The sequence below is a fragment of the Micromonospora sp. NBC_01405 genome (genome assembly GCF_045040155.1).
Classification (GTDB): domain Bacteria; phylum Actinomycetota; class Actinomycetes; order Mycobacteriales; family Micromonosporaceae; genus Micromonospora.
Genome location: NZ_CP109532.1, coordinates 1,655,022 through 1,680,932 on the forward strand (window position 1 = coordinate 1,655,022; position 25,911 = coordinate 1,680,932).

Below are 25,911 nucleotides of genomic sequence, written 5' to 3' on the forward strand. Positions count from 1 at the left end.
AGTGGATCAGGAGGCGGTGGCCGTGCGTCGAACCGCGCCGGACTGCGCGTCGAGCAGCTGTGTCATCGCAAGGGTTCGGTAGAGGTCGTCGGAGTCGATCAGCTCGGCGTGGGTGCCACGGGCTCGGATCCGGCCACCGTCGAGGAGCAGGATCTGCCGCGCCATGGTCACTGTGGAGAGTCGGTGCGCGATGATCAGCACGGTGCTGACCCGCGCCACCTCGGCGATCGCGTCGCGCAGGCTCAGCTCGTTGAGCCCGTCCAGGGCGGAGGTCGCCTCGTCCAACAGCAGCACCCGGGGACGGCGCAACAGGGCCCTGGCGATCGCGATGCGTTGCCGTTCCCCGCCGGAGAGGTTCATCCCCCGATGCCCGACCAGGGTGTCCAGGCCGTCGGGGAGGCGACTGACGAGATCGTTCAGCCGGGTCTGTTCCATGGCCTCGGCGAGTTGGGCGGCGGAGGCGTCCGGCGCGGCGAAGAGGAGGTTCTCCCGAAGGGTCCCGGACAGCACGGGCGCGTCCTGCTCCACGTACCCCAGGTCCGCGCGCAGCTGCGGGATGGGCAGGTCACACACGTCGCGGCCGGCGAACTCCACCACACCGGAGTCCGCCTCGTGGAAGCGCTCCAGCAACGCGAACACCGTCGACTTGCCGGCGCCGGAGGGGCCGACCAGCGCGGTCATCCCCCCCGCCGGCACCTCGAAGTCCACTCCGGACAAAATGTCCGGCCCGTCGGGGGCGTACCGGAAGTGAACCGCGCGGAAGGCGACGGCGACCTCGGCGGACGGGCCGTCGCCGGGGTACCGGCCGGCTACGCCGTTCGGAGCGATGTCGACGGCCGGGGCGCTTCGTCCGGCGCCGATGGTCGACTCCCGGTCGTCCGGCTCGGTGGAGAGCGCCTCGACCTCCTCGACGCGGCGCACGGCGGCCATCCCGGCCTGCAGCCCGCTGACCCCCTGCACCAACTGGTTGATCGGTGAGTACAGGTAGAACAGGTACATCAGGAAGGCGATCAACGACGACACCGGCAGGCTGCCGTCGGCCACCCGGGCACCGCCGACCCCGAAAACGGCGAGGAAGGACAGCTGAACGACCAGTCCGGACGCGGAACCGGCGATGGCGCTCCACCTGGCGGCGGTGATCCCCTCGTCGCGGGCCGTGTCGACCGCCCGGTGCATCACCCCGGCCTCGCGTCGCTCCGCACCGTTGGCCTTGATGGTGCGCAACGCGCCGAGAGCGCGTTCCAACTGGCCGCCGATGTCGCCGAGGGCATCCTGCGCCCGCCGGTTCGCCGCGCCCAGGCGCGGCATGACCAGGGCGATGGCCCCGCCGACCAACAGCATCACCGCGGCCACCACGCCGAACAGGACCGGGTCCAGGTAGGCCATGAACCCGGCCATCCCGAGCAGGACGACCGTCCCGAGCACCAGGTCCACCAGGTCGTTGGTGGTCGCGTGACGGAGCAGCGTGGTGTCTGCGGTGACCCTGGAGATCAGGTCGCCGGGGGGCGTGGTGTTGAGCGCACCGACCCGCAGCCGCAGCAGCCGGGTGACCAGGCCGGACCGGACGTCGCGGACGATCTCCTCGGCGGTCCGGTCGATCAGGTACCGGCCCGCGGCGGCAACGACGGCACCGGCGAGCACGATCCCGCAGAGCAGGACGCTCAGCCCGAGGATCGGTCGCCCGGAGCCCAACCGATCGACGAACTCCCTGGCCAGCAGCGGTGTCGCCAGGGCTGCGGCGCCGCCGGCGGAGCTGACCACGGTGCCGACCGCCAGGACCCGACGGTGAGGACGCACGTACCTGAGCAGTTGCCGGAAAGCCGAGGCGGCAGGCGGGTTTGAGGCCATGAGGATCCGTGAGCCCCCTTCCTGAAAATCGACGGAGAGTGGCTACACTTTCTCCCGAGCATGCGGGTAGATCCAGATAACTAACCGTCAATAAGTCATCAAGTTGGGGGCACGGCCTTGGCGGAGGATCCGAGTCACGACGCGCCCGCGCCAGCCGCCCCACTCGCCGGCCTCGTGCGCGCCCTACGCAGACGGGCCCTACTTACGCAGGAAGAACTGGCCAGCCTCTCGCGGTTGAGCGTGGGCACGATCCGCGGTCTCGAAACCGGCCGGATCCAGCAGCCACACACAGGCACACTTCGCAAACTGGCCGAAGCGCTTACTCTCAGCGACGAAGAAGCGGCAGCGTTGATCACAAAATCGCGGACACTTCCAACACGGACAGTGACTGATCTGATGCCGGGCCCGGTGCCGGCGCAGCTTCCGGCCGGCATCCCCTCGTTCGTCGGGCGGGCGGAGCCGATGCGGCTGCTCGATGCCCACCTGACCGCGACAGACGGCGCGACGGTCACCCTGGCGATCGTGGGCAGCGCCGGAATCGGCAAGACCACCCTGGCCGTTCACTGGGCCCACCGGGTGCGCCACCGGTTCCCCGACGGCCAGATCTATCTCAACCTGCGCGGGTTCGACCCGCACCACAGCCCGTCGACGACCGGCGCGGCCCTCCACAGTCTCCTTGCGGCGTTGCACTTCCCGCCGCACCAGATGCCGACGAACCCGGACGCTCAGGTCGGCCTGTACCGGACCCTGATGGCTGACCGTCGGATGCTGATCCTGTTGGACAACGCCCGCGATGCCCAACAGGTCCGCCCCCTGCTGCCAGGGTCGGCAGGCTCGCTGGTCCTGGTGACCAGCCGGGACCGACTTTCCGGCCTGGGCACCGCCGACGGCGCCGACCTGCTGACGCTGTCCCGCATGCCACTGATCGAGGCCCGGGAACTGCTCGCCCGCCGGCTCGGTGCCCTACGGGCGGCCGCCGACCATCCGGCGCTCGACGAGATCATCGAGCACTGCGAGGGGCTGCCCCTGGCGCTGGCCGGCGCGGCCACCTTCGCGAACCGGCATCCCAGCACCTCACTCGACTACCTCGCCGGGCAGCTGCGCAACGCGCGCCGGCGGCTGGACGTCCTCGCCGACAGTGATCCGGCGACGAACATCCGTTCGGTGTTCTCCTGGTCGTACGCGGCGCTCACCCCGGACGCCGCCCGGTTGTTCCGACTGCTGGCCCGCCACCCGGAGAGCCACTTCACGACGAGGAGCGCTGCCGCCCTCGCCCTGGTCTCTCCGACCAAGGTGTACCCGCTCATGTGCGAGCTGACGCGGTTGCATCTGGTCGAGGATCACCCCGACTACTACGTACTGCCCGAGTTGCTGCGCGCCTACGGCGAAGAGCTGACCTACCCCGCGCTGCGGGCGTCGTAGTCCCGCCGGTCATGTACGGTCGACGCCCGCCGGCAACGGCGGGCCGGAAGGGGGCGGGGTGATGCGTCTTCACGTGGGCTGCGCGATGTGGACCCACAAGGCATGGCAGGGGCGCCTGCTGGCACATCCACTTCCGTCCCACGAGCGCCTGCGGCACTACGCCGGTTGGTGCGACGCCGTCGAGGGGAACACGACCTTCTACGCGACCCCGACCAGGGACACCGTGGCCTCGTGGGCGCAGCAGACCGACCCCGACTTCCGCTTCGTGCTCAAGGTGCCGAAGCTCATCACGCACGAACGACGCCTCGTCGACGTCGACGAGGCGCTTCGGGTCTTCCTGGACGCGATCGAGCCGCTCGGCCCACGGGCCCACGCCCTGTGGATCCAGTTGCCGGGATCGTTCGGCCCGGCTGACGTCGCCGTGCTCGCCCGCTTTCTGCGCCGGCTCCCCAGTTCCCACCGGTACGCCGTGGAAGTCCGGCACCCCGCGTTCTTCGACGACCCGCGCTCGGCGTCGCTCCTGGAGGAGGCGCTCGCCGCCGCGGCTGCCGAGTGGATCCCGTTCGACACCACCGCGTTCTTCCGGAGCCCTCCGACCAGCGACGCGGAACGGAAGGCGTGGACCAGGAAGCCGCGCATGCCGCTCCGATCGCGCGCGCTGACCGACCGGCCGATCGTCCGGTATCTCGGCCGCGACGACCCCGCCCGGACCGTGGAGGGCTGGCAGCAGTGGATCGACGTCACCGTCGGATGGCTGCGCGAGGGCCGCACGCCCACCGTGTTCGTCCACACCCCGGACAACGCCGAGGCGCCCGTGCTCGCCCGCCGCTTCCACGACGCCGTACGGGCACGCGTACCCGAACTGGATTCACTGCCCGACCCCATGCCGGCCGCGCCCCTGACCCTGTTCTGACCGCGATCGCCGCCCGGTCGTATCGGGACAGGCTCGTACCGGGACAGCGGCCTCGCAGGCTCCCGGCCTACCCTGGCCCTCGTGGGGCGAGCCCGGCGGCCGGCGACCCGGCGTTCGTCACGCCTGTCACACCCGCCACCCGGGGTGGCGTCGCCGGGCCGACGGCCGGTCGATGGCGTACACCCGCAGCGGGCGATGGTCTACCCGATACCGAAGCACGTCAGGAGAAGGACCCCGCACGGGTCGTGGGCGGGTGCTGGCGCGGGGTGAGGCCGAACGCTTCGGCGAGGAGTTCGTGGGAGCGCCGCCGGTCGGCGGGGTCGGCGATGAGGTTCTGGATCATCAACTCGTCCGCGCCGCTCTCCCGCGCCATCTGTTCCAGGGTCGCGCGCACGTCCGCGGGCCCGCCGGCCACGAACCGTGGCCACTGTTCGCCCACGATCGTGACGGGCTCGGCCTTCTGCGACGTGGTGAGCTCGCGGGCCCCGTCGTCGGCCGACGGAATCATTGCGTTGCCACCCGCACGGCCCAGCCGGGCGTAGAAGCCCTTGGCCGAGTTCACCAGGTGCTCGCCGTCGGCCTTGGTCTCGCCGACGGTGACGTTCACCGCGAGGATCGCCCGTGGCGACTCCAGCCCGAACCCCTGCGGCCTGAACGTCTCGCGGTAGTGCCGCAGAGCGGACGCGGCGGATCGGGGATTGATGAACCCGGCGAACGTGTAGCCGATGCCGAGTCCGGCGGCGAGGTCCGATCCGCTCGGACTCGATCCGAGCAGCCACGTCTGCGGGACCTCTGGCACCGAGTCCATCAGCCGGTTGCCCGCGAACGGGTGGCCGTCGGGGAATGCCTCGTACAACCAGGCGAGCGTCTCCAGCACCTGTTGCTGATGATCTGCCTGGGCGGGGTTGCTCCGGTCGCGCTGCAGTGCCAGGTCGATCACGGGGCCGGCCGTCGCGCGCCCCATCCCCAGGTCGACCCGGCCCGGAGCCATCGCCTCAAGCTGCTTGAACATCTCCGCGACCTTGAACGGGCTGTAGTGGTTCATCAGGACCGCGCCGGAACCCAACCGGATGCTGGAGGTCTGCATGGCTGCCGCGGCGATCAACAACTCGGGATGATGGGAAGCCCCTGAGCGGCTCAGGTGGTGCTCGGCGAACCACACCCGATGGAAACCGGCCACCTCGGCATGGCGGGTGACCTCCAACGAGTCGGCCAACGCTTCGACCTGCGTGGTGCCGGGAGCAACAGTCCCGAGATCGACGATGGACAGCTTCATGGACGAACTCCTCGGAATCTCCGAACAGGTGAGGCCCAGCGGGACCTAGGCGGGGGGAAGTATCACGACGTGCAGCTGTCGGGGCCCGTGGACGCCCTCGACCCGGTTGAGTTCGATGTCACTGGTGGCGGAGGGCCCGCTGATCCAGGTCAGTGGCCGGTGCGGAGCAACCCGGGCGAGGGCGTCCGGCACGCTGGCAACGACCTGGTCGGCCCGCAACACGCAGACGTGCACGTCGGGCAGCAGGCTGATGATCCGGCGGCCCTGGTCCGGGTCGGCGTCGAGGACCACGGTGCCGGTTTCGGCGACGGCCACGGCGGCCGCCGTGACGACCCCGTCAACGGCGGCGATCTGTTCCGCGGTGAGGTTCTCGTCGATCACCGTGGCAACGCTGTCGGGCAGCCAGTGGCGGGGCAGTCCGGGCGGGATCACGATGCGCCGGCCGCCGAGGATCCGGCCGATCACCTGCGCGACCTCGCCGCCGGCACACCGGTGGACGGTGGCCCGGTAGTCGGTCAGTCGGTGGACCAGCAGGTCGAGGTCGGCGGCGGAGCCGGCGGGCCGGTACTCGCGTGGCACATCGACCGGTGTCGCCGGGGTGTCGCCGAGGGCAGCGCGGATCCGGCCGAGCACAAGCTGGCGTGAGTTCACCGCTCGGCCCACCACTGGCGGAAGGTCTGCGATGGCGGCTGCGGCAGGTCGCGGCTGCTGGTCCAGCCGTTCAGCGGTGGGGGCAGGGCGCGGCCGGCGACCCGGGTCAGGCCCGCGGCCCGCTGCGCGGCCGCGTACAGCGCCGGGTGGTCCATCGTGTACGCGGCCGCGGCCATCACCGCCGCTTCGGCGCGCGGGTGGGGGGCTTGGCTGCGCAGGTGGACCAGCAGTTCCGGAATGTTGATCATGACGGGGCAGGCGTCGTAGCAGGCGCCGCAGAGCGATGAGGCATACGGCAGGGAGGCGTTGTCGGCGACCCCGGTCAGCTGGGGGGACAGCACCGCCCCGATCGGCCCCGGGTAGACCGACCCGTAGGCGTGCCCGCCGGTGCGCTCGTAGACCGGGCAGACGTTGAGGCAGGCGGAGCAGCGGATGCAGTGCAGTGCCTGCCGGCCGACCTCGTCGGCGAGCACCGCGCTGCGGCCGTTGTCCAGCAGCACCAGGTGCACCTGCTGCGGCCCGTCGCCGGGAGTCACCCCGGTCCACATCGAGGTGTACGGGTTCATCCGTTCCCCGGTCGACGCCCTCGGCAGCAGTTGCAGGAACACCCCGAGGTCCGCCCACCGGGGGATGACCTTCTCGATGCCCATCACGGTGATCAGGGTCTCCGGGAGGGTGAGACACATCCGTCCGTTGCCCTCGGACTCGACCACCGCGAGGGTGCCGGTCTCGGCGACGGCGAAGTTCGCCCCGGACACGGCTACCCGGGTGCTCAGGAAGATCCGGCGCAGGTAGCGGCGGGCGGCGGCGGCCAGGGCCGCCGGCTCGCTGGTCAGCCCGGGGTCGACGTCGGGCATCTCCCGCCGGAAGATCTCCCGGATCTCCGCCCGGTTGCGGTGGATCGCCGGCACCAGGATGTGGCTGGGTCGATCCCGGCCGAGCTGCACGATCAGCTCGGCCAGGTCGGTCTCCACCGGTTCGATCCCGGCCGCCTCCAGCGCCTCGTTGAGGCCGATCTCCTGGGTCGCCATCGATTTGACCTTGATGACCCGGTCGCTGCCGGTCGCGGCCACCAACTCGGTCACGATCCGGTTCGCCTCGACCGCGTCGGCCGCCCAGTGCACGGTGCCACCGGCCGCGGTGACCGCCGCCTCCAACTGTTCGAGCAGCTCCGGCAGACGGGCCATGGTGTCGGCCTTGATCGCCGATCCAGCGGCGCGCAGCTCCGCCCAGTCCGGCACCTCGTCGATCACCGCCCCCGACTTGGCCCGGATGGTGGTGGTGGCGTGGCGCAGGTTGCGGCGCAGCTGCGCGTCACCCAACGCCCGCCGGGCCGCCGCGGGGAACGGCTCGTCGCCACGCAGATGCCCCACCCCGCGCGGCGCCGTCGCCGGCATGCCCAGAAACGTGCGGCTCATGATCGCACCTCCAACCGGTCCCGCTCCCCCGCCGTCTCCGAGCCCTCCGTACTTGCCAGGATCTCCGCCAGATGCACCGTGCGCACGCCCGCCCTCAGCCGGGACAGGCCACCGCCGATGTGCATCAGGCACGACGCGTCCCCCGCCGTACACACATCAGCCCGCGTCGCCAACACATGACGCATCTTGTCCGCCAGCATCGCCGTGGAGGTGTCCGCGTTCTTCACCGCGAACGTCCCACCGAACCCGCAACACTCGTCCGCCTGCGGCAACTCCACCAGATCCAAACCCCGCACCGCACTCAACAGCCGCAGCGGCCGATCGCCCACCCGCAGCATCCGCAGCGAATGACAGGTCGGGTGATACGTCACCCGATGCGGGTAGTACGCCCCCACATCCGTCACCCCCAGCATGTCGACCAGCAACTCCGACAGCTCGTACGTGCGCCGGCCCACCTCCTCCGCCCGACCGGCCAACCGCTCGTCGCCGGCCCGGCGGGCCAGCATCGCGTGCTGGTGCCGCACCGACCCGACACAGGAGCCGGACGGGGCGACCACCACGTCGTACGGGGCGAACACCCGCACATGCCGGCGCACCAGCCGCAACGCCTCGTCCGGGTAACCGGTGTTCACGTGCATCTGCCCGCAGCACGTCTGATCGGCCGGGAACACCACCTCATGCCCCAGACGCTCCAACAACCGCACCGTCGCCTTCGCCGCCTCGGGAAAGAGAGTGTCGGCGAGGCAGGTCACGAACAGGGCGATGCGCATGTTCACCCACCCATCCTGGTCTCGGCGGCCCGCCAGGCCGCCTCGTCGCCGCGCGACTCGTACCGCACGACGTGCTGGGTCTCGCGCAGCACGGCCCGCAGGGCGGCCAGGTCGCCGCCGATGATACCGGCGGTGCGGGCCTGTACCAGGACGTTTCCGAGCGCGGTGGCCTCGACCGGCCCGGCGAGCACCGGCAGCCCGCAGGCGTCGGCGGTGAGCTGGCACAGCAGTTCGTTGCGGGCGCCGCCGCCGACGATGTGCACGGCATCGACGTGCCGGCCGGAGAGCTGCTGCGCCTGGCGGACGGCCCGCCGGTGCGCCAGCGCGAGGCTGTCGAGGATGCAGCGGACGGTGGCGGTCGGGGTGGTGGGTACCGGCTCGCCGGCGTGCCGGCAGGCGTCGGCGATGCGCGTGGGCATGTCGCCGGGCGGCAGGAACGCCGGGTCGTCCGGGTCCACGACGGAGCGGAAGGCCGGTTCGAGGGCCGCCCGCCGCAGCAGATCGGGCAGGTCGGGGCCACCCCAGGTACGCAGCGATTCCTGCAGCAGCCACAGACCCATCACGTTGCGCAGGTAGCGGATCGTGCCGTCGACGCCGGATTCGTTGGTGAAGTTGGCCTGCCGGCTCGCCTCGGTGAGCACCGGGGCGTCGAGTTCGACCCCCACCAGGGACCAGGTGCCGCAGGAGATGTAGGCGAAGCGGTTCCCCGCCGCCGGCACGCCCACCACCGCCGAGGCGGTGTCGTGCGAACCCACGGCCACCACCTGCGGCGAGCCAGGCAGCCCCAGGTCGGGCAGGACCGGGCCGATCCGGGTGCCCGGCTCGCGCAGCGGCGGGAACAGCTCGCTGCGGATGCCGGCGTCGGCCATCAGGCCGGTGGCCCAGGCCCGCCGGCGCAGGTCGTACAGCTGGGTCGTCGAGGCGTTGGTGATCTCGGCGCCGAGCTGGCCGGTGAGCCAGTACGCGACAAGGTCCGGGATCAGCAGCAGCCGGCGGGCGATGTCCAGCTGCGGCGTGCCGGCCGCGGCGGCGAGCTGGTAGAGCGTGTTGAACGGCAGTTGTTGCAGGCCCGTGGTCGTGTAGAGCTGCTCCTCGCCCAGCTGTTCGGCGACCCGCTCGGCCACCCCGTCGGTGCGGCTGTCCCGGTAGTGCACCGGGTTGCCGAGCAGCGCGCCGGAGGCGTCGAGCAGCCCGTAGTCGACGGCCCAGGAGTCGACGCCGATGCTGGTCACCGGCCCGGCGGCGCGCAGGCCGTCGAGGATGCCCCGATAGAGGGCGAGGATGTCCCAGTGCAAGGTGTTCCCGACCCGCACGGGTTCGTTGGGAATCCGGTGCACCTCGGCCAGCTCCAGCTGGCCCGGTCCGACGTGGGCGAGCATGACCCGGCCGCTGGACGCGCCCAGGTCCACGGCGGCGAGGCGGACGGTGCTCACAGCATTCCCCGCCGAACTGCCCACACGACCGCCTGAATCGGGGCGGTCACGCCGAGCCGGTCGCAGATGGCCCGGATCCGCCGGCGCACGGTCCGTTCGGACATCCCCGATCGGCGCGCCACCGTCTCCAGCGGCACCCCCGTCGCCAGCAACCGCAGCAGCCGGAGGTCCTCCTCGTCGAGCACCGGATTCTCCACGAGCCTCGTCGTCCTCATCCCGCACCACGCCGGGTCAGCGGAGGAAGGCCGCAGCGACGCCGGCGTCCACCGGGATGTGCAGACCCGTCGTGTGGGACAGCTCGCCGCCGGTGAGCGTGAAGACCGCGTTGGCCACGTGCTCGGGCAGCACCTCGCGCTTGAGCAGCGTGCGTCGGGCGTAGAACTCCCCCAACTCCTCCTCCGGCACCCCGTAGACGGCGGCGCGCTTGGCACCCCAGCCGCCGGCGAAGATGCCGGAGCCGCGGACCACGCCGTCGGGGTTGATGCCGTTGACCCGGATGCCGTAGCCGCCGAGTTCGGCGGCGAGCAGGCGGACCTGGTGCGCCTGGTCGGCCTTGGCGGCGCCGTAGGCGACGTTGTTCGGGCCGGCGAACAGGGAGTTCTTGCTGGAGATGTAGACGATGTCGCCGCCCATTCCCTGATCGATGAGGACCCGGGCGGCCTCCCGCGAGACCAGGAACGAGCCCTTGGCCATCACGTCGTGCTGTACGTCCCAGTCCGCCTCGGTTGTCTCCAGCAACGACTTCGACAGCGACAGCCCGGCGTTGTTCACCACCAGATCCAGGCCGCCGTAGGTGAGCACCGCCGCGCGGACCGCGGCGGCCACCGCCTCGGCGTCGGTGACGTCCACCGGTACGGCCACCGCGACGTCCGGCCCGCCCAGCTCACCGGCGACGGTGTCGGCGGCGGCGGCGTCCCGGTCGGTGACGACCACACAGGCGCCCTCGGCGGCGAGGCGGTGGGCGATGGCCCGGCCGATGCCCGAGCCGGCGCCGGTGACCAGGGCGATCCGAGTGGCGAGGGGCTTGGGCTTGGGCATCCGGGCGAGCTTGGCCTCTTCGAGGGCCCAGTACTCGATGCGGAACTTCTCGGCCTCGTCGATCGGCGCGTACCGCGACACCGACTCGGCGCCGCGCATGACGTTGATGGCGTTGACGTAGAACTCGCCGGCGACCCGGGCGGTCTGCTTGTTGGCCCCGAAGCTGAACATGCCCACCCCGGGCACGAGGACGACGGCCGGGTCGGCGCCGCGCATCGGCGGGCTGTCGCCGGTGGCGTGCCGCTCGTAGTAGGCGCGGTAGTCGTCGCGGTAGGCGGTGTGCAACTCCGTGAGCCGGCCGATCACGTCTTCGAGCGGGGCGGCGGGCGCAAGGTCGAGCACCATCGGGCGGACCTTGGTGCGCAGGAAGTGGTCCGGGCAGGAGGTGCCGAGCGCCGCGAGCGCGGGGTGCCGTTCGCGGGCGACGAAGTCGAGCACCACGTCGCTGTCGGTGAAGTGGCCGACCTGCGGACGGTCGGTCGACGCCAGGCCCCGCAGGACCGGCGCCAGCGCCGCCGCGCGGGCCTGCCGCTCGTCCGTCGGCAGCGGCTCGTATCCGTGGATCACCGGGCCGAACGGCTCGGCCCGGCCCCGGTCGTCGAGGTACGCCTGGATGGTACGGATGATCTCCAGCGAGTTGCGCTCGCACTCCTCGCTACTCGCCCCCCAGGCCGTGATGCCGTGCCCGCCGAGGATCACGCCGATCGCCTGCGGGTTGGCCCTCGCCACGGCGGCGATGTCGAGGCCGAGCTGGAAGCCGGGCCGCCGCCACGGCACCCACAGCACCCGGTCGCCGAAGATCTCCTTGGTCAGCTCCGGCCCGTCGGCGGCAGCGGCGATCGCGATGCCCGCGTCGGGGTGCAGGTGGTCGACGTGCGCGGCGTCGACCAGACCGTGCATCGCCGTGTCGATCGACGGCGCGGCCCCACCCCGCCCGTGCAGGCAGTAGTCGAACGCGGCGACCATCTCGTCCTCCCGCTCGACGCCCGGGTAGACATCGACGAGGGCCCGCAGGCGGTCGAGCCGGAGCACGGCCAGGCCGGCCTCGGTCAGCGTGCCCAGGTCGCCGCCCGAGCCCTTGACCCAGAGCAGCTCGACGGGGCCACCGGTCACCGGATCGGTGGCCCCGCCCCTGGCGGAGGTGTTGCCGCCGGCGTAATTGGTGGTGGTCGTGTCGGCGCCGAGCCGGTTGCTGCGCGCGATGAGTGCCTGTACCTCGGGATGCATCGTCTTCACGTCTCCTGTATGCGTTCTCGGGTGGTGGTCAGGCGCCCCAGCCGGCCTGCTGCCCGCCGGCGCGTTCGGCGCGGATGCGCTCGAAGTAGCCGGATCGGGCGTAGGCGGCGATCGGGTCGGGGTCCAGGCCCAGCTCGGTGCGCAGCTCGGCGAGGAGCGGCCGCACGTCGGTGTTGTAGGCGTCCATCAGGACCGCGTTGGCGCCGAGCACGTCACCGGCCTGCTGCGCGGCGGCGAGCGCGTCGGCGTCGACGAGCATGGCCTTGGCGGTGGCCTCCTGCACGTTGAGCACCGAGCGGATGATCGCGGGGATCTTCGGCTCGATGTTGTGGCACTGGTCGAGCATGAAGGCGATGCCGGCCTCCGGGCGCAGGGCGTCGCCACGCACGATCTCGTGCATGATGCGGAACAGCTGGAACGGGTCCGCGGAGCCGACCATGAGGTCGTCGTCCGCGTAGAACCGGGAGTTGAAGTCGAAGGCGCCGAGCTTTCCGGCGCGCAGCAGGAACGCGACGATGAACTCGATGTTCGTGCCCGGCGCGTGGTGTCCGGTGTCGATGACGACCTGCGCCTTCGGCCCGAGCTCCAGGCAGTGTGCGTAGGCGGTGCCCCAGTCCGGCACGTCCGTGGTGTAGAAGGCGGGCTCGAACAGCTTGTACTCCAGCAGCATCCGCTGATTCGGACCGAGTCGGCCGTACACCTCCCGCAGCGCGGCGGCGAGGCGGTCCTGCCGGGCGCGGATGTCGTCCTGGCCCGGGTAGTTGGTGCCGTCGGAGAACCACAGTTTCAGGTCGCGCGATCCGGTGGCGTCCATGATGTCGACGCACTCGAGGAGATGGTCGGTCGCCTTGCGGCGCACCCGCGGGTCCGGATTGGTGACGCTGCCAAGCATGTAGTCCGGGTCCTGGAACACGTTCGAGTTGATCACGCCAAGCGCCACCCCCAGGTCCGTCGCGTGCTTCGCCAGCGCGGCGTAGTCGTCGACCTGGTCCCACGGAATGTGCAGGGCCACCGTGGGTGCCACCCCGGTCAGCCGGTGCACCGTCGCGGCGTCGGCGATCTTCTCGTACGGGTTGCGGGGCACACCTTCCTGCGGGAAGACCCTGAAGCGGGTGCCGGAGTTCGCGTACGCCCAGGACGGGGTCTCGATGCGCTGCGCGCGCAGGGCCTGCTTGACTCCCTCCTCCGTCGGCGCGTCGGTCTGGGTCATGGTGTTTCTCCCGTCTGGGCGGCGAGCTGCGCCGCTAAGTTGAAGACCTCGTCCAGTGGCCGCATGGCACGGTCGGCCGTGCCCTGGTCGAGGTCGAGGAAGAAGGACGCCATCTCCGCCTGCCAGCGGGCGTTGACGTCGCGGGCCTGCATGGCGGCCTGTGCCGCCGCGAAGTCGTCGGTCACCAGGAACCCCACGAGCAGGCCGTCCTCACGGAGGAAGAGGGAGTAGTCGCGCCATCCGCACTCGGCCAGGGCGGCGAGCATCTCCGGCCACACGCGCGCGTGCCGGGCCCGGTACTCGTGCAGGCGGGCGGGATCGACCTGCAGGGTGAAGCAGACGCGGGGCATGGTTCTCCCATCGGTGCCTCCACCGGGCGGTGCCGGCGCGACGGGCGCCGGCACCGCCGGGTGGGCGGTCAGAACTGAAACTGGTCGATGTCGCTCTTGTCGAAGACGGTGGGCGGGCCGAGGACGACCACGCTGAACTTGCCGACGCCGTCCAGTACCGGCAGCGGAGCTCCGTCCGCGCCCAAGTGCGCCGGGGTTCATCCGACCTCCTGAATCGTTTCATTTCCTGTGCTTGGACCGTAGGGGGCAGGCATTCACGCCGTCAAGGGCTTCCCGGTGATTTCTCGCCTGTTGCCCGAGCGGACCTACAGGCCGGTTCCGGAACCGCTCCTGCAGCCAGCACCCGGGGCGCGCCGGCACCGTCCGTGGCTGGATGAAACGTTTTAAGCGCTATAGACTCCCGGCCGTCAACCGGTCGGACCCGTTCCGACCCGCCGGTACGGCAGCAGGAGACACCGCGAGCGAGGTGCCCGCACCCCGACCGCGGGCCGCAACCAACCACCGCACCGATCGTCGAGGGAGTCATGGCAGCGGCGAACATCAAAGAGGTGGCCCGGCACGCCGGCGTTTCCGTCGGCACGGTGAGCAACGTGCTCAACCGGCCCGACACGGTCGCCCCCGCCACCCGCCAGCGGGTGCTCGATGCCATCACCGAGCTCGGCTACGTCCGCAACGACTCCGCTCGCCAACTGCGCGCCGGACAGAGTCGCACCATCGCCATCGTCGTACTGGACGTGGCCAACCCGTTCTTCACCGACGTGGTGCGCGGCGCCGAACAGGTGGTCGAGGAAGCCGGCGCCATGCTCATCGTCTGCAACAGCGGCGAGGACAGCGCCCGGGAACGCCGGCACCTGGAACTGCTGGAGGAGCAGCGGGTCCGTGGCGTGCTCATCACCCCGGTCCATCACGGCTCCCAGCCCAACCTGGAGAAGCTGATCGACCGCGGTATTCCGGTGGTGCTCGTCGACCGGGGCTCGGGCCGGGCCAGCCGCTGCTCGGTGGCCGTCGACGACGTGCTCGGCGGCCGGCTGGCCATGGACCACCTGCTGGACCAGGGCCACCGCCGCATCGCGTACCTCGGTGGCCCGTTCTCCATCGCCCAGGTCGCCGAACGGCACGCCGGCGCCGCCGCCGCGCTGGACGAGCGCGGTGACGGCGCCGAACTGCGGGTCGCGACGACCACCAACCTGACCGTCGCCGCCGGACGACGCGCCGCAGAGAACCTGCTGGCCCTGCCCTCCCGGCAACGTCCCACCGCCGTCTTCTGCGCCAACGACCTGATAGCGCTCGGCGTGCTGCAGGAGGTGACCACGCGCGGCATGCGGGTGCCCGCCGACGTGGCCATCGTCGGCTACGACGACATCGAGTTCGCCGGCGCGGCGGCGGTGCCGCTGTCGTCGGTGCGTCAACCCCGCGAGCAGCTCGGCCGCACCGCGGCGCAACTGCTGCTGGAGGAGGACGAGTCCGGCGAGACGCACCGGCACCGACACGTGGTGTTCCAGCCGGAGCTGGTCGTGCGCCGCTCCAGCGACCACACGAGGTAGCCGGCCTCCATCCGCCGGGCGGTCACGCGAGGTGATGACCAGAAAGGCCGGGGCGCGGTCGTGACGACCGCGCCCCGGCCTTCACTGACCTGTCAGTAGCTCCCGAGGTCGAGCCAGGGCCCGTTCCGGTCACCGGGCTCCTGGTTGCGGGTCCACCACTGCGCCTTCCACAGGTGGCCGTCGTGGGCCACGATGTCGCCGCTGGTGTAGATCCACGAGTTCGTCCACGAGGCGTGCTTGCCCTTGGGGGTCTCCACCGGGACGCCCACCTCGGCCCACGCGCCCCAGGGGGAGACGCCAGGCACTTCGGCGCGCGTGGACCACTGGGCCTCGTACGCCCGGTCGTTGTGGATCACGCGGGCACCCTTGCGGTACTCGACGGTGCGTTCCCAGTTGGGATGACGGACCAGAGCCTTCAGGGCCGTGGCCAGCGCCCGCTCAGCCTTGTCCACTTCGTACTGGTAGGGGTAGGCGGCCGCAGCGACCGTCCTGGCCTTCGTGAGTGCGTCGGTGAGGCCCGCCCAGCTGTCGGCCGTGTACTGCGGTTCCGACTTGCCCTCGGCCTCCGCGATCCGCTCCCGCAGTGCCTGCCGGTCGCTGGCCGGTGTGCCGAAGGCCTCGATCTCCGCCACCTGCATGAGGTAGCCGTCGGCCGCACTGCCGCCCATGCGCAGCTTGCTGCCGATGACCCGAACAAAGGCGGCGCGCACGGGCTTGTCCAGGGTGAACACCCGTGGCTTTGCGGTGCTGCCGTTGTCACCCGTCACGTCGGCGATGGTGGTCCACTCGCCCCCGTCCGATGAGAGCTGCACCTTGTAGTCGACCGGGAAGGCGCCGAGCGCGTGGACCTTCACCTCGCTCACGTCGTAGTCGGCGCGCAGCCCGACGACGGCCCACTCCTGCGCGTTGGGTGTCGTGTGTCGCCGGATGTTACTGGTCCAACCGTTGTCCGTCCGCCCGTCGACCAGGAACTTGGAGGCATAGCCCCACTGCTCGTAGGTGCTGTCGGGGGTGGTGGAGGACACGACAACCGTCTTGTTCTTGGCGATGTTCTGGCCCTCGACGTACGGCGGTGGCGCGGGCGTGACCGGCGGGGACTGGGGCGCCGGGGTGCCGCCGTCGTCGTGGTACACCTCCAGCTCGGCCAACGCCGCGGCGTAGCCGCCGCCCCACCGGTTCATCTCCTGCACTGCGATCCGCACGTAGCGGCCCTTGGTGGCGTCGAAGCTGTAGCTGAGCGGACCGGCGGCGCGGCCCTGACCGGTGACGGTCTTGACCGTTCGCCACGACTCGCCGTTCGTCGACACCTGGACGGTGAAGTCCCGGGGGAAGGTGCCGCCGTAGTCGATGGCGGTGCCCGCCGGGTAGAGGTCGATCCGGTTCAGGGTCTCTTCCCTGCCGAGGTCGACGGTGAGGTTCGCCTTCCGGGAGGCTTCGGTGGCCGGCGTGCTCCACCCGTTCACGGCGCCCTGCGCGAAGCGCTGCCCGTCGGTGACGCCGGTCGGCGACCAGTCGCCCCCGCTCTGGGTGCTGTCGGCGGTGACCGGCTTGTGCTGGGCGATGTTGGAGTTCACCGGAGTCGCGCGAGCGTCGTAGTCGTAGCCGGCGGGGAGCGCGTAGAGGACGGCCTCGCCCTTGTCGAACTTGCGGTTCAGGGCGCCGTTGTCCAGCGCGACGCCGACCGGCTTGCCGGTCTGCCGGCTGATCTCCTCGAGCGAGCCGATCCCGGTGCCGAACCGCAGCGAGACGTCCTTCGCCTGGGTGAAGCTGTTGTTGACGACCATCACGTAGTTGCGGCCGTTCTCGCGGTCGCGCATGTACGAGAAGGTGAGGTCGTCGTTCGACTGCGAGCGCACCAGGAAGTCCGCCGGCACCGCCTCCTGGCCCCAGGTCTGACCGTTGAGGTAGACCTCTTTGGCGTCCAGCCTCATCAGGGTGGGCCCGAGGGCGTGGATCTCGCTGTTGAGCTGCTTCACCGGCTCGAACAGCTCGGTCTTCTGCCCGTCAGCGGTCATGATGGCGTCGGTGAAGACCTCGCCGCGGTTGGTCGGCGTCCACCAGGTGAAGTACGAGAGATTCTTGTACCCGTACGCGAGAGCCATGTTGGCCTCGTAGCGGATCTCGGTCGGGTTCATCCGCCGGAAGTTGCCAGGAACACCGACAGCCTGCAGGTACTGCGCCGTCTTGACGTTGTTGGCCAGCCCGACCTTCCGCACCGTGTTCATGTTGTTCAGGAAGCCGGTGTAGTCGAGGCTGTTCTCGGTCCAGCCGAACGGGTACCGGTCGTACATCAGGTAACCGCGGTCACCGACCCGGTCGAGCCACCCCTGCGTCACCCGCGCGTACTCGGCCTCGGACCCGTACACGAAGCTCGGCAGGAAGTTCAGGTGCGCGTCGTACTCGGGCGCGACCTCCTTGATGGTGTTGAACACCCGGGCGAACGGGGTCGGGTCGTACGGCTCGTCCACGATGAAGAACCCGCCGACGCCCGGGACGTTGGTGTATCCCAGCACCTCCTGCCGGATCTGCTCGTCGGTCATGTTGACCATGCCGGGCCCGATGCGGCCGTCCTGGACCATGATCTGGAAGCCGTTCTTGTGCGCCAGCCGCGCCATCTCCATGTTGATTTCCTTGGAGGTGTGCAGCTGGGTCGCGAGCACCAGGTCGATCCCCGCGTCGCCCAGGTAGCTGTACTGGGTCTCGTTCACGTGTTCCGTGGTGGGTGGCCAGAAGGCCGAAATCACGAATTTGTCCTCGACCCGTTCCACCTCGTTCCGGACCTCGACCGGGATCGACCTGGACTTCTCCAGCTGCGGCGCGGCCATCGTGATCACCGCCTTGCCCGGCGCCACGGCGGTCACCACGCCCGAGCCGTCAACGGTGGCCACACCCACGTCGGACGAGGTCCAGACAAGCTTCGGGGTCCCGCTGGGCGCGATCGCCCGGTGGGGCAGCCGTTCGACGGTCCCGGTCTCCAGCAGCAGCGCGGGCTTCTCGATGGACAGGATCGTCTCGTTGAGCCCGCCGAAGACGGCCAGTTCGGAGAGCTGTACGAGGTATCCGTCACCGGTCGCGACGCCGTTGCGGCGGGTGACGTACAGCCGCAGGAAGCGGCCCTCCACGTCGGCCAGGTCGACGACCTGGGGCGCGGTGCGGCCGGCCGCGTTGCCGGTGCTGGTGAAGACGCTGCGGTACTCGTTGCCGTCGGACGACACCTCGATGCGGTAGTCGGCGGGGAAGCTCTTGTCCCTCGGGAACACGACGACGCGGTCGATGTCGTGTGACGCCCCGAGGTCGTAGCTCGCCCAGGCCGCCGTGGTGGGGACCTGCACCTTGTCGTACGGGTTGGTGCTCCAGCCGTCGGCCTTGCCCGCCACTCCGTTGTTGAGCAGCGACATGGCCCAGGACTCGTTGGCCATCTCGTAGCTGGACGAGGATGTCACCCTGGCGCTCGCGGCCACGTTGGTCGTGCCGTCCGGGGCGTAGCCGGGAACGTCGTACGGGTCGGCCGGGATGTTCGACGCCGACGGGGCCGCCGATGCGTGGGTGGGGGCGTTGACCAGCCCCCAGGTTGTCGTCGCCGCGACGATGAGCCCAGCGGCCATCATGCGGCGGAGAGTCGCGCGCAAGACTGTCCTCATTTCCTGGTGGACGTGAAACGCCTAGCGATAGGCGTGCGGGGTTGGCTAGATGCGGAGGGTTGGCGCGGGCTAGCGGAAGGTGCCTTGTGAGACCGAGCCCTCAAGCCGGCGCTGGAAGATCACATAGATGGCGAGTACGGGAAGGACGGTCATCACGACCGCCGCGAACAGGGCGCCGAAGTCGACCGCGTAGCCGGCCCTCGACGCGAACACCGCCATGCCCTGCGTCAGCACGTAGTTGTCACGATCGGTGTTGAGGACGATGGGCAGTAGGAACTGGTTCCACAGCCCGAGGAAGTTGAAGATGGCCACCGAGGCCAGACCGGGTTTCGCCATGGGCAGCATCACCCGGAAGAACGTGCTCCACTCCCCCGCGCCGTCGATCTGCGCCGCCTCGTGGATCTCGTCCGGCAGCGCCTTGAAGAACGAGTGCAGGAAGAAGACGGTGAACGGAAGGGCGAACGCGACGTAGGTCAGGATCAGGCCCGGCAGGGTGTTCAGCAGCCCGAAGTTCCGCAGGATGAAGAAGAGCGGCACGATCGCGAGGAACAGCGGGAACGTCATCGAGGTGAGCAGCGCGTTGTAGATGAGCCGGTTGCCCGGGAAGCGGAACCGCGCCAACACGTACGAGCACATCGCGCCGAGCAACATGACGATGAACAGCGCGGTGCCCACCACGATGACCGTGTTCAGGAAGTAGCCGCCGATCCCGGCACCCGTCCAAGCGGCCGCGTAGTTGCGGAAGCTCCACTCGCTGGGCAGCGAGAACGGCGACGCCAGGATCTCACCGGTCGACTTGAACGACGACATGACCGTCCACAGGAACGGGACGATGACGATGACGGCCCAGGCGACGAGGAGGGTGTGTGAGGTCGTCGCGACGGCGATGTCGCCACGGCTGGTTTTCCGGCGACGTCGAGGCGGCGCGGGGGTGGCCGAGGTGGCCGGGCGTGCCTTCTCGGCGGTGAGCGCGGTCATGTCCGCTCCTTCCCGTCGGCACGTCCGCCGGTCAGGCGGTCGGCCAGGAACACGATCGCGGCGAACAGCAGGGTCACCACCGCGAGTACCACGCCCATGGCGGTCGCGTACCCGAACTGCCCCTTACGGAAGGCCACGGTGTACAACTGCTGGCTCATGGTCAGCGTCGAGTACTCGGGCCCGCCGGTGGGGTTCAACGCCTGCATGTAGATGAACGCGTCGAGGGCGATGATGCCGAGGTAGACGTACGCGGTCCGTACGCTGTCCCGGATCTGCGGGATGGTGATCGAGAAGGCGGTGCGGAAGCGACCGGCACCGTCCAGGCGCGCGGCCTCGTACGTCTCCGCCGGGATACCTTTGATCGCCGCGACGAACAGCACGGTGTAGAAGCCGACGAAGCTCCAGATGATGACGAAGATAGACGCCGGCAACGCGGTGGTGGCCTTGCCGAGCCACGGGAAGTCCGCGAACCCGTCGAGGCCGACTCCGGCGAGAAGGCCGTTGAGCAGCCCTCTCGACGGGTCGTACACCTGGGCCCAGATCAGCCCGACGGCGATGGCGGGCACCGTGTACGGGAAGAACGAAACGACCCGGTAGAAGCTGGACCCGCGAAGGCCCCGCACGGTTCCCGTACTCGGGCCACCGACGGTGACCATGCTGGCGATCGCCAGAGCGAGCGCGATGGTCACGATGGGCACGACGATCGCGAGCACTACGTTGTTCAGCAGAGCGCGCAGGAAAACATCGTCACCGAAGAGCCTGACGAAGTTCTCCAGACCGATGAAGCGCATGTCCGGCGAGAAGCCGGTCCAGTCCGTCATCGCGAAGTACAGCGCCTGGACGAACGGCGAGATCACGAAGATCGCGAAGATGGCCAGGGGAAGCACCAGGAATACCGCCATGAAGCTCACCCGGTCGAAGGTGAGCTTGCGGCGGCGCTTGGCGGCACGCCGGCCGCCCAGCATCGTCGTACCTGTCATCGCATTCAGCTAACCTTGATCTTCTGGATGGACGAGTCGTTCGCGATCTTGTCGCTCACGGACTGCAGGCCCTTGGTCATTCTGGCGACGTCGAGGTCGCCGGCGAGGAACGAGTTCCACAGGACCAGTTGGTCGGCGCCCATCCCGTAGTAACCCTCGGAGACGAAGTCGAAGATGTTCTGGCCGGCGGCCTCGAGCATCTTGGTCTGCGAGACCAGCGCGGTCGAGCCGTAGCCGTCGGCCGGTACGGTCCCCTTGACGATCGTCGGTGCCAGCCGGGTCTTCGAGAAGTTGGCGGCGGCCTCGCTGGAGAGCATCGCGCGCAGAACCTCCTTGCCACCCGCCGGGCTCTTGCCCTTGACCGGCACGATGAACGGTTCGCCGGCCGCGGCTCGCAGCGCCTCGAACGGCAGCGCCGGGCTCGTCGACAGGGTCGGCACCGGCACACCGGTCATCCGGAAGCCCGCCTTGGTGGCCTTCTTCATCTCGTTCTCGATCCAGCCGCCCGAGCTGTACAGCAGAGCCTGCTGATCGTTGCTCCACTTCGCCTGCGCGGCGGTGAACTGGGTGCCCGCGCCACCGGGCACGATGTAACCGGCCCGCACGATGTCGTGGATCTCCTTGAGAACGCCCTGGACCGCCGGGTGTGACCACGCGTTCGGCGCCAGGTTCTCCAGGGCCAGGCGTACCTCGTGCCCGCCCTCCTTGATCGCCGAGTCGACCAGCGTCCAGTGGTAGTAGTTGGCCGCCTCCTTGCCGAAGACGAACAGGTACTTGCCCTTCGCCTTCGCCTTGGCGCCGAGATCCTTCGCCTCGGCCCAGGTCTTCGGCGGGGTCCAGCCGTTCTCCTCGAACAGCGAGGCCGAATGCCAGAGCGAGAAGACGGTCATCACGTAGTTCAGCGCGACGAACTTCCCGTTGAACGTGCCGGGCAGCTTGACCCCCGGGTAGAGGCTGTCCGCGATCTTCGTGCCGCTGTAGTTGGTCGCGTCGAGGACGTCGTCGAGGGTCTCCAGCTGGTCGACGATCGTGCTCAGCGAGATTTTGCCCGCACCGCCGTTGTTGATCAGGTCAGGCGGGTTACCACCGACGAACCGGGGCTGGAGTTCCTGGGCGATCTCCGTCGACGGCTGGACCTTGATCTTGATGCCGCTGTGCTTCGCCTCGGCCAGGCCGCCCGCGAACGTGACGTAGTCGTAGCCGTAGCCGCCGTTGAAGATGACCGCGTCGACTTCGGTGTTGGCGGCCAGTCCGAACGGGTTCTGGGCGCTCGTGGCGCCGGTGGTCGACGTGCCCTTGGGTTCGTCGTCGCCCGGCGAGGCGCACGCGGCCAGCACACCGGCGACGGGTACCAGCGACGTCGCCAGCGCGCCCCGCAGGAACAGCCGGCGATTGAATGGTTTCAATTCAGAGGACATGGGTGGCTACCTTTCGATGGGCCTTGCTGTCTGCGATTTCTATGGCCGTGGCGGTCCGCTGCGGCGGCGGGCTGCCCGGGATTACGCGACGGGCTTGATGCGCGTCCCGTAGCGCCGCTCCAGGGCGCCGTTGTGCTCGTCGCCGCCGGGAATGTTGGCCGAGATGTACAGCGGCGGCACCTGCCCGGCCGCCCGGATGCGCTCCGCCGCGCCGATGGTCAGCAGCTGCGCGAGGTAAGCAGCGGTGATCGACGAGACCGCCCCCACCCCGAGCCCGTCACCGAGGCCGAGGGTGGCGTCTCCGTACGGAGCACGGTTGTCCAGGACGATGTCGGCGACGTCCGAGAGCCGCTTCCCGCTGGGATGCTTGGGGGCGACCGCGTTGGTGTGTTCGAGGCTGGTCACGGCGATCACCGGATGCCCCTCGGCCTTGGCGCGCAGGGCGAGCCCGACGATCGAGCCGTTCACGCCCGAGTTGGAGGCGATGAGGAACACGTCGGCCGGGTGCATCTCGTACAGGTCGTAGAGCTCGTCCACGATGCTGTTGTCGCGTTCCAACTCGGCACCGACGAGGATGGAGGCGTCGGTCCGGTCCCCGAACAGGACCAGGTCCCGCAGCGCGATGGCGTGACTCGGGATGAACCCGCCGGCCCGGCCGGCGATCTCCATCGCGAAGGCCTCGGAGTGACCGGTGCCGAAGGCGTGCAGCACGCCGTCGTTCTCGATCGCGTTGACGATCAGCTCGATCGCCCCGTCCAGGCCGCCCGAACGGGCCTCCTCGTCGATGGCGCTGAGGCGGCTGGAGACATGCGTGGAATAGTCACGGAAGAGGGTCGTCATCAGGAAGGCGTTCCGTTCGTCGGGGAGGCGGTCGCGGCACGCGGCGGCCGGGACTGGGTTTCACGATGGGTGGCGATGGCCGCAGCGGTCCGGGCCAGCATGGTCGTGGTGCGTTCGAAGTTCTGTTGCGCGACCATCAGGTAGAGCAGGTCGAACACGAACAGCTGGGCGTGCTGCGCGGCGAAGTCCCCGGGCTGGAGGTATTCGCCGGGCGCGTAGCTCTGGATGTGCATGTCGGCGGCTGCGGCGAGCGGCGAGCTGGGATCGCTTGTCAGGGCCACGGTGAGCGCGCCCTGCGAACCGGCGAGCGCCAGCATCTCCACTGTCTCGCTGGTGCGACCGCTGTTGGAGATGCCGATCGCCACGGCGCCCTCCCCCAGCAGCGCGCCGCTGGTGAGGCCGAGGTGCACCTCGGTCCACGCATGCGCGTTGATCCCGATCCGGTACAGGCGCTCATGGATGCCGGCGGCGACGAGCCCACTGCCGCCGATGCCGTAGATGTCCACGTGCCAGCTGGCGGCGATGGCGGCGACGACCCGTTGCAACAGGGCGAGGTCGGCCAGATCGGCGGTGGCCTGCAACGCGCCGACGTGCGCGTTGAGCAGCATCCGCAACACCTCGGCGGGGTCCTGCCCCGGGTGGAAGGTGTGCCCGATCACCTGCTCCCAGGTGTCCTGCGCGCTCGACCGCCCAAGGTCGGCCGCCGAGCTGACCCGCAGGGGCAGGTAGCCGCCGTAGCCGATCAGCCGGCAGAAGCGGGTCACCGTCGCCGCCGAGGTGCCCGCGCGCTCCGCGAGTTCGGTGATCGACAACTGGAGCGGCAGCTCGGGGTTCTCCAGGAGCAGCTGGCCGATCTTGGCCATGGACTGCGTCATGTGTGACAGCTGCGCCCGGATGCGACTGCTGACGCCGAACTCGGCAGTCGTTTGCGCCGGGGGTACTTCAGCCGAAGACATGATGATGAAAAGTCCTATCACTGTTAGATTCGGTTCGTGAAAACTAATTGCAGGATCTCGGTGGGGGCAATGAACCTCAGGTCACGGGTTGGTAACGATGCCTGATCTGCTCGCCGTCGACGCCGGCGGCACCTCGACCCGTAGCATTGTCGTCACCGCCGAGGGCCGGTGTCTCGGCTACGCCCGCACCGGCAGCGGAAACCCGACCTCCGCCGGACCCGTACACGCGGCCGCTTCGGTGGCGGCCAGTGCCGCGGCCGCGTTGGCGGCCGCCGGCGTGTCAGGTAAGGAGATCGGCGGGGTCGTGTTCGCCATGGCCGGCGCGAGCCCGCACATGGACGTCGAGTCGTTCACCGCACCACTGAAGGCACTCGGCATCACCGCGACCCCGGTCGTCGAATCGGACCTGCTGGCCACCTTCTTCTCCGGCACGTACCAGGAGGCCGGCTACGCGCTCGTCGCCGGCACAGGCGCGGCGGCCATCAGGGTCGAGCGGGGGCGGATGATCGCCACCGCCGACGGGCTCGGCTGGCTGCTCGGCGACGACGGCTCCGGCTTCCACATGGGACATCGGGTGGTCCGGGCGGCGCTGGCCGAGCTCGACCGCCGCGGTCCGGCCACCGCGCTCACCGGACTACTCCTGGACGAACTCGGCCAGGCCGGGGGCCACGCTCCGGATTCCGACGGTCGCCCGGCCATCGTCTCGTACGCGCTCGACACCCTCTACGCGATCCGCCCGGTGCAGCTCGCCCAGTTCGCGCACCTGGCCTTCGAGGCCGCCGGCGACGAGATCGCCGACGAGATCGTCCGCGACGCCGCCGACGCGCTGCTGCGCACCCTCGACGCGGTGGTCACCCCCGGCCTGAGCGGCGTGATCACGCTCGGCGGCGGCATCCTCACCCGGCACCGCACGCTGGCCGACCAGATCGCGGCCCGGTACGCCCGGGACGGCACCACCGCGGAGGTACGCATCGTCCCCGACGGGGTGGTCGGCGCGGCCGTGCTCGCCCTCCGGCAGGCCGGAGCGACCGTCGACGAGGTCGTCTTCGACCGGCTCGCGACGACACTCGCGACGCTGCGCTGACGTGTACCTCTGGACGGTCAGGACGATCGGGGCGGGTGAACCTCCTGGCCCGCGTCGAGCGGTACGCCAGATTGCGCTGCTCACGAAAGGCGGCCTGGACGCCGGCCTGGAACCGCGTGTCCGCGCCGAGCCCGGCCATCAGCGCGGCGATGTGACGCTGTGCCGTCGGTGGCCACGTACCTCTCGGGTGGTCCGGGCAGGACGGTGATCAGGCCGACGGCGGCGAGTCGGGCGAGCACCGCGGGGAGCGGTTCGCCGCCCGATCAGCTTCCGGCGAGGGTGGCCAGGGTCGCTGACGGCCGGTCGACGATCAGCTCGTACGCCGCCTCCTCGCCCGGACTCATCAGTCGGCTCACGGCGTCGGTGCGTCCTCAGCAGTGAGCCAGCCCCGCTGCACGGCCTGGTAGCCGGTGCCAGTGCAGCAGGGCGATGGGCGATTGCGAAGTCGGGCGCGAGGGCTTTGACCAGGAATCTGGGGGTTCCTGGCGTGGGCGCCGCTCCACAGCAGGTATGCCTACCGGCGCCTGTGGAGCCCCGGCCTTTGGGTCGGGGAGTCGGCCCCGGCGTGTGGGACATCCACTCGCCGCGCGTGCCGTCCCGTGACGAGGTCGTTGGGGCCCTGCGCCGCGCCGTCGCGGCGGTACCCGGCGGACGGCTGTGGGTGAACCCCGACTACGGCCTGAAGACCCGCGGCTACCCCGAGGTCGAAGCGTCCCTGCGACACCTCGCCGCCGCCGGCGAGGTCCGCGGAAACTGATTACCCGGTGCCGGGCGGAGCTCGACCGAGTTCCGCCCGGCCCCCTGCAACGGCAGCATTCCACGCGCTTGTGCAGCCTGACGAGCGGACGCCAGCAATGCCCTGCGGTGGCCGGGCAGAGCACGAGTCCTCATCCTTCCGCTCTCGG

21 protein-coding genes and 1 pseudogene are annotated in these 25,911 nt (G+C 70.0%); 6 read left to right on the top strand and 16 right to left on the bottom strand.

Annotation, left to right across the window (positions count from 1 at the left end; all coding sequences use genetic code 11):
• Positions 1-6 precede the first annotated feature (6 nt).
• Entirely contained in the window at positions 7-1,797 is a 1,791-nt protein-coding gene (locus OG559_RS06370; RefSeq protein WP_405113388.1) for an ABC transporter ATP-binding protein, read from the bottom strand.
• 225 nt (positions 1,798-2,022) lie between these two features.
• On the opposite strand from OG559_RS06370, the pseudogene OG559_RS06375 reads away from it, so the two are divergent.
• From OG559_RS06375 to OG559_RS06385, 3 genes and pseudogenes are all read left to right on the top strand, one after another.
• A pseudogene (locus tag OG559_RS06375) lies at positions 2,023-2,187 on the top strand (helix-turn-helix domain-containing protein); the annotation flags it as partial.
• Positions 2,188-2,232: 45 nt separating this feature from the next.
• Positions 2,233-3,270 carry an NB-ARC domain-containing protein gene (locus OG559_RS06380; RefSeq protein ID WP_405116416.1) on the top strand — a complete coding sequence of 346 codons (1,038 nt, stop codon included), beginning with the start codon at positions 2,233-2,235 and terminating at the stop codon, positions 3,268-3,270.
• An 85-nt stretch (positions 3,271-3,355) separates the two neighbouring features.
• Positions 3,356-4,183, top strand: a complete 828-nt coding sequence (locus OG559_RS06385) for a DUF72 domain-containing protein (RefSeq protein ID WP_405116419.1) — start codon at positions 3,356-3,358, stop codon at positions 4,181-4,183.
• A gap of 220 nt (positions 4,184-4,403) precedes the next feature.
• On the opposite strand, the gene OG559_RS06390 is transcribed toward OG559_RS06385, so the two are convergent.
• From OG559_RS06390 to OG559_RS06430, 9 genes are read right to left on the bottom strand one after another with little or no spacing between them, the layout of a single operon-like run.
• Positions 4,404-5,459 carry an MsnO8 family LLM class oxidoreductase gene (locus OG559_RS06390; RefSeq protein WP_405113390.1) on the bottom strand — a complete coding sequence of 352 codons (1,056 nt, stop codon included), beginning with the start codon at positions 5,457-5,459 and terminating at the stop codon, positions 4,404-4,406.
• Between the two features lie 45 nt (positions 5,460-5,504).
• Positions 5,505-6,110, bottom strand: coding sequence for a lactate utilization protein C (locus OG559_RS06395; RefSeq protein ID WP_405113392.1), 606 nt, complete (start codon positions 6,108-6,110; stop codon positions 5,505-5,507).
• Positions 6,107-7,528 carry a lactate utilization protein B gene (locus OG559_RS06400; RefSeq protein ID WP_405113394.1) on the bottom strand — a complete coding sequence of 474 codons (1,422 nt, stop codon included), beginning with the start codon at positions 7,526-7,528 and terminating at the stop codon, positions 6,107-6,109. Before OG559_RS06400 ends, OG559_RS06395 begins: the two co-directional genes overlap by 4 nt.
• Positions 7,525-8,298 (bottom strand): (Fe-S)-binding protein, encoded by a 774-nt coding sequence (locus OG559_RS06405; RefSeq protein ID WP_405116421.1) that lies wholly within the window; start codon positions 8,296-8,298, stop codon positions 7,525-7,527. The genes OG559_RS06400 and OG559_RS06405 overlap by 4 nt, the downstream gene beginning before the upstream one ends.
• A 2-nt stretch (positions 8,299-8,300) precedes the next feature.
• Positions 8,301-9,731, bottom strand: coding sequence for a rhamnulokinase family protein (locus OG559_RS06410; protein WP_405113395.1), 1,431 nt, complete (start codon positions 9,729-9,731; stop codon positions 8,301-8,303).
• Positions 9,728-9,946, bottom strand: coding sequence for a helix-turn-helix domain-containing protein (locus OG559_RS06415; protein WP_405113397.1), 219 nt, complete (start codon positions 9,944-9,946; stop codon positions 9,728-9,730). The genes OG559_RS06410 and OG559_RS06415 overlap by 4 nt, the downstream gene beginning before the upstream one ends.
• Before the next feature lie 16 nt (positions 9,947-9,962).
• Positions 9,963-11,996 (bottom strand): bifunctional aldolase/short-chain dehydrogenase, encoded by a 2,034-nt coding sequence (locus OG559_RS06420; protein ID WP_405113399.1) that lies wholly within the window; start codon positions 11,994-11,996, stop codon positions 9,963-9,965.
• 37 nt (positions 11,997-12,033) lie between these two features.
• Complete coding sequence (gene rhaI, locus OG559_RS06425) at positions 12,034-13,215, bottom strand: L-rhamnose isomerase (protein WP_405113401.1); 1,182 nt, start codon at positions 13,213-13,215, stop codon at positions 12,034-12,036.
• Entirely contained in the window at positions 13,212-13,565 is a 354-nt protein-coding gene (locus OG559_RS06430) for an L-rhamnose mutarotase (RefSeq protein ID WP_396669526.1), read from the bottom strand. Before OG559_RS06430 ends, rhaI begins: the two co-directional genes overlap by 4 nt.
• A 524-nt stretch (positions 13,566-14,089) precedes the next feature.
• Here OG559_RS06430 and OG559_RS06435 point away from each other — a divergent pair.
• Positions 14,090-15,109, top strand: a complete 1,020-nt coding sequence (locus tag OG559_RS06435; RefSeq protein WP_405113403.1) for a LacI family DNA-binding transcriptional regulator — start codon at positions 14,090-14,092, stop codon at positions 15,107-15,109.
• 92 nt (positions 15,110-15,201) lie between these two features.
• Here the strand turns inward: OG559_RS06435 and OG559_RS06440 are convergent, their stop codons facing one another.
• The 6 genes from OG559_RS06440 to OG559_RS06465 all read right to left on the bottom strand — a co-directional run bounded on the left by OG559_RS06440 (position 15,202) and on the right by OG559_RS06465 (position 23,922).
• Positions 15,202-18,717: a discoidin domain-containing protein gene (locus tag OG559_RS06440; RefSeq protein WP_405113405.1), complete on the bottom strand. Its 3,516-nt coding sequence runs from the start codon at positions 18,715-18,717 to the stop codon at positions 15,202-15,204.
• A 102-nt stretch (positions 18,718-18,819) separates the two neighbouring features.
• Positions 18,820-19,728, bottom strand: coding sequence for a carbohydrate ABC transporter permease (locus OG559_RS06445; protein ID WP_405113407.1), 909 nt, complete (start codon positions 19,726-19,728; stop codon positions 18,820-18,822).
• Positions 19,725-20,708: a carbohydrate ABC transporter permease gene (locus OG559_RS06450; protein ID WP_405113409.1), complete on the bottom strand. Its 984-nt coding sequence runs from the start codon at positions 20,706-20,708 to the stop codon at positions 19,725-19,727. The genes OG559_RS06445 and OG559_RS06450 overlap by 4 nt, the downstream gene beginning before the upstream one ends.
• 5 nt (positions 20,709-20,713) lie before the next feature.
• Complete coding sequence (gene ngcE / locus OG559_RS06455) at positions 20,714-22,126, bottom strand: N-acetylglucosamine/diacetylchitobiose ABC transporter substrate-binding protein (RefSeq protein WP_405113411.1); 1,413 nt, start codon at positions 22,124-22,126, stop codon at positions 20,714-20,716.
• 81 nt (positions 22,127-22,207) lie between these two features.
• The gene (locus tag OG559_RS06460) at positions 22,208-22,966 is read right to left on the bottom strand and encodes a sugar isomerase domain-containing protein (RefSeq protein WP_405113413.1); all 759 of its coding nucleotides are present in this window, start codon (positions 22,964-22,966) and stop codon (positions 22,208-22,210) included.
• Positions 22,966-23,922 (bottom strand): MurR/RpiR family transcriptional regulator, encoded by a 957-nt coding sequence (locus tag OG559_RS06465; RefSeq protein WP_405113415.1) that lies wholly within the window; start codon positions 23,920-23,922, stop codon positions 22,966-22,968. Before OG559_RS06465 ends, OG559_RS06460 begins: the two co-directional genes overlap by 1 nt.
• Positions 23,923-24,019: 97 nt before the next feature.
• Here OG559_RS06465 and OG559_RS06470 point away from each other — a divergent pair, with 97 nt between their 5' ends.
• Both OG559_RS06470 and OG559_RS06475 read left to right on the top strand, forming a co-directional pair.
• Positions 24,020-25,006, top strand: a complete 987-nt coding sequence (locus tag OG559_RS06470) for an N-acetylglucosamine kinase (protein WP_405113417.1) — start codon at positions 24,020-24,022, stop codon at positions 25,004-25,006.
• Between the two features lie 526 nt (positions 25,007-25,532).
• On the top strand, positions 25,533-25,763 hold the full coding sequence (locus OG559_RS06475) for a hypothetical protein (protein ID WP_405113419.1): 231 nt from the start codon (positions 25,533-25,535) through the stop codon (positions 25,761-25,763).
• The last annotated feature ends 148 nt before the right edge of the window (positions 25,764-25,911 follow it).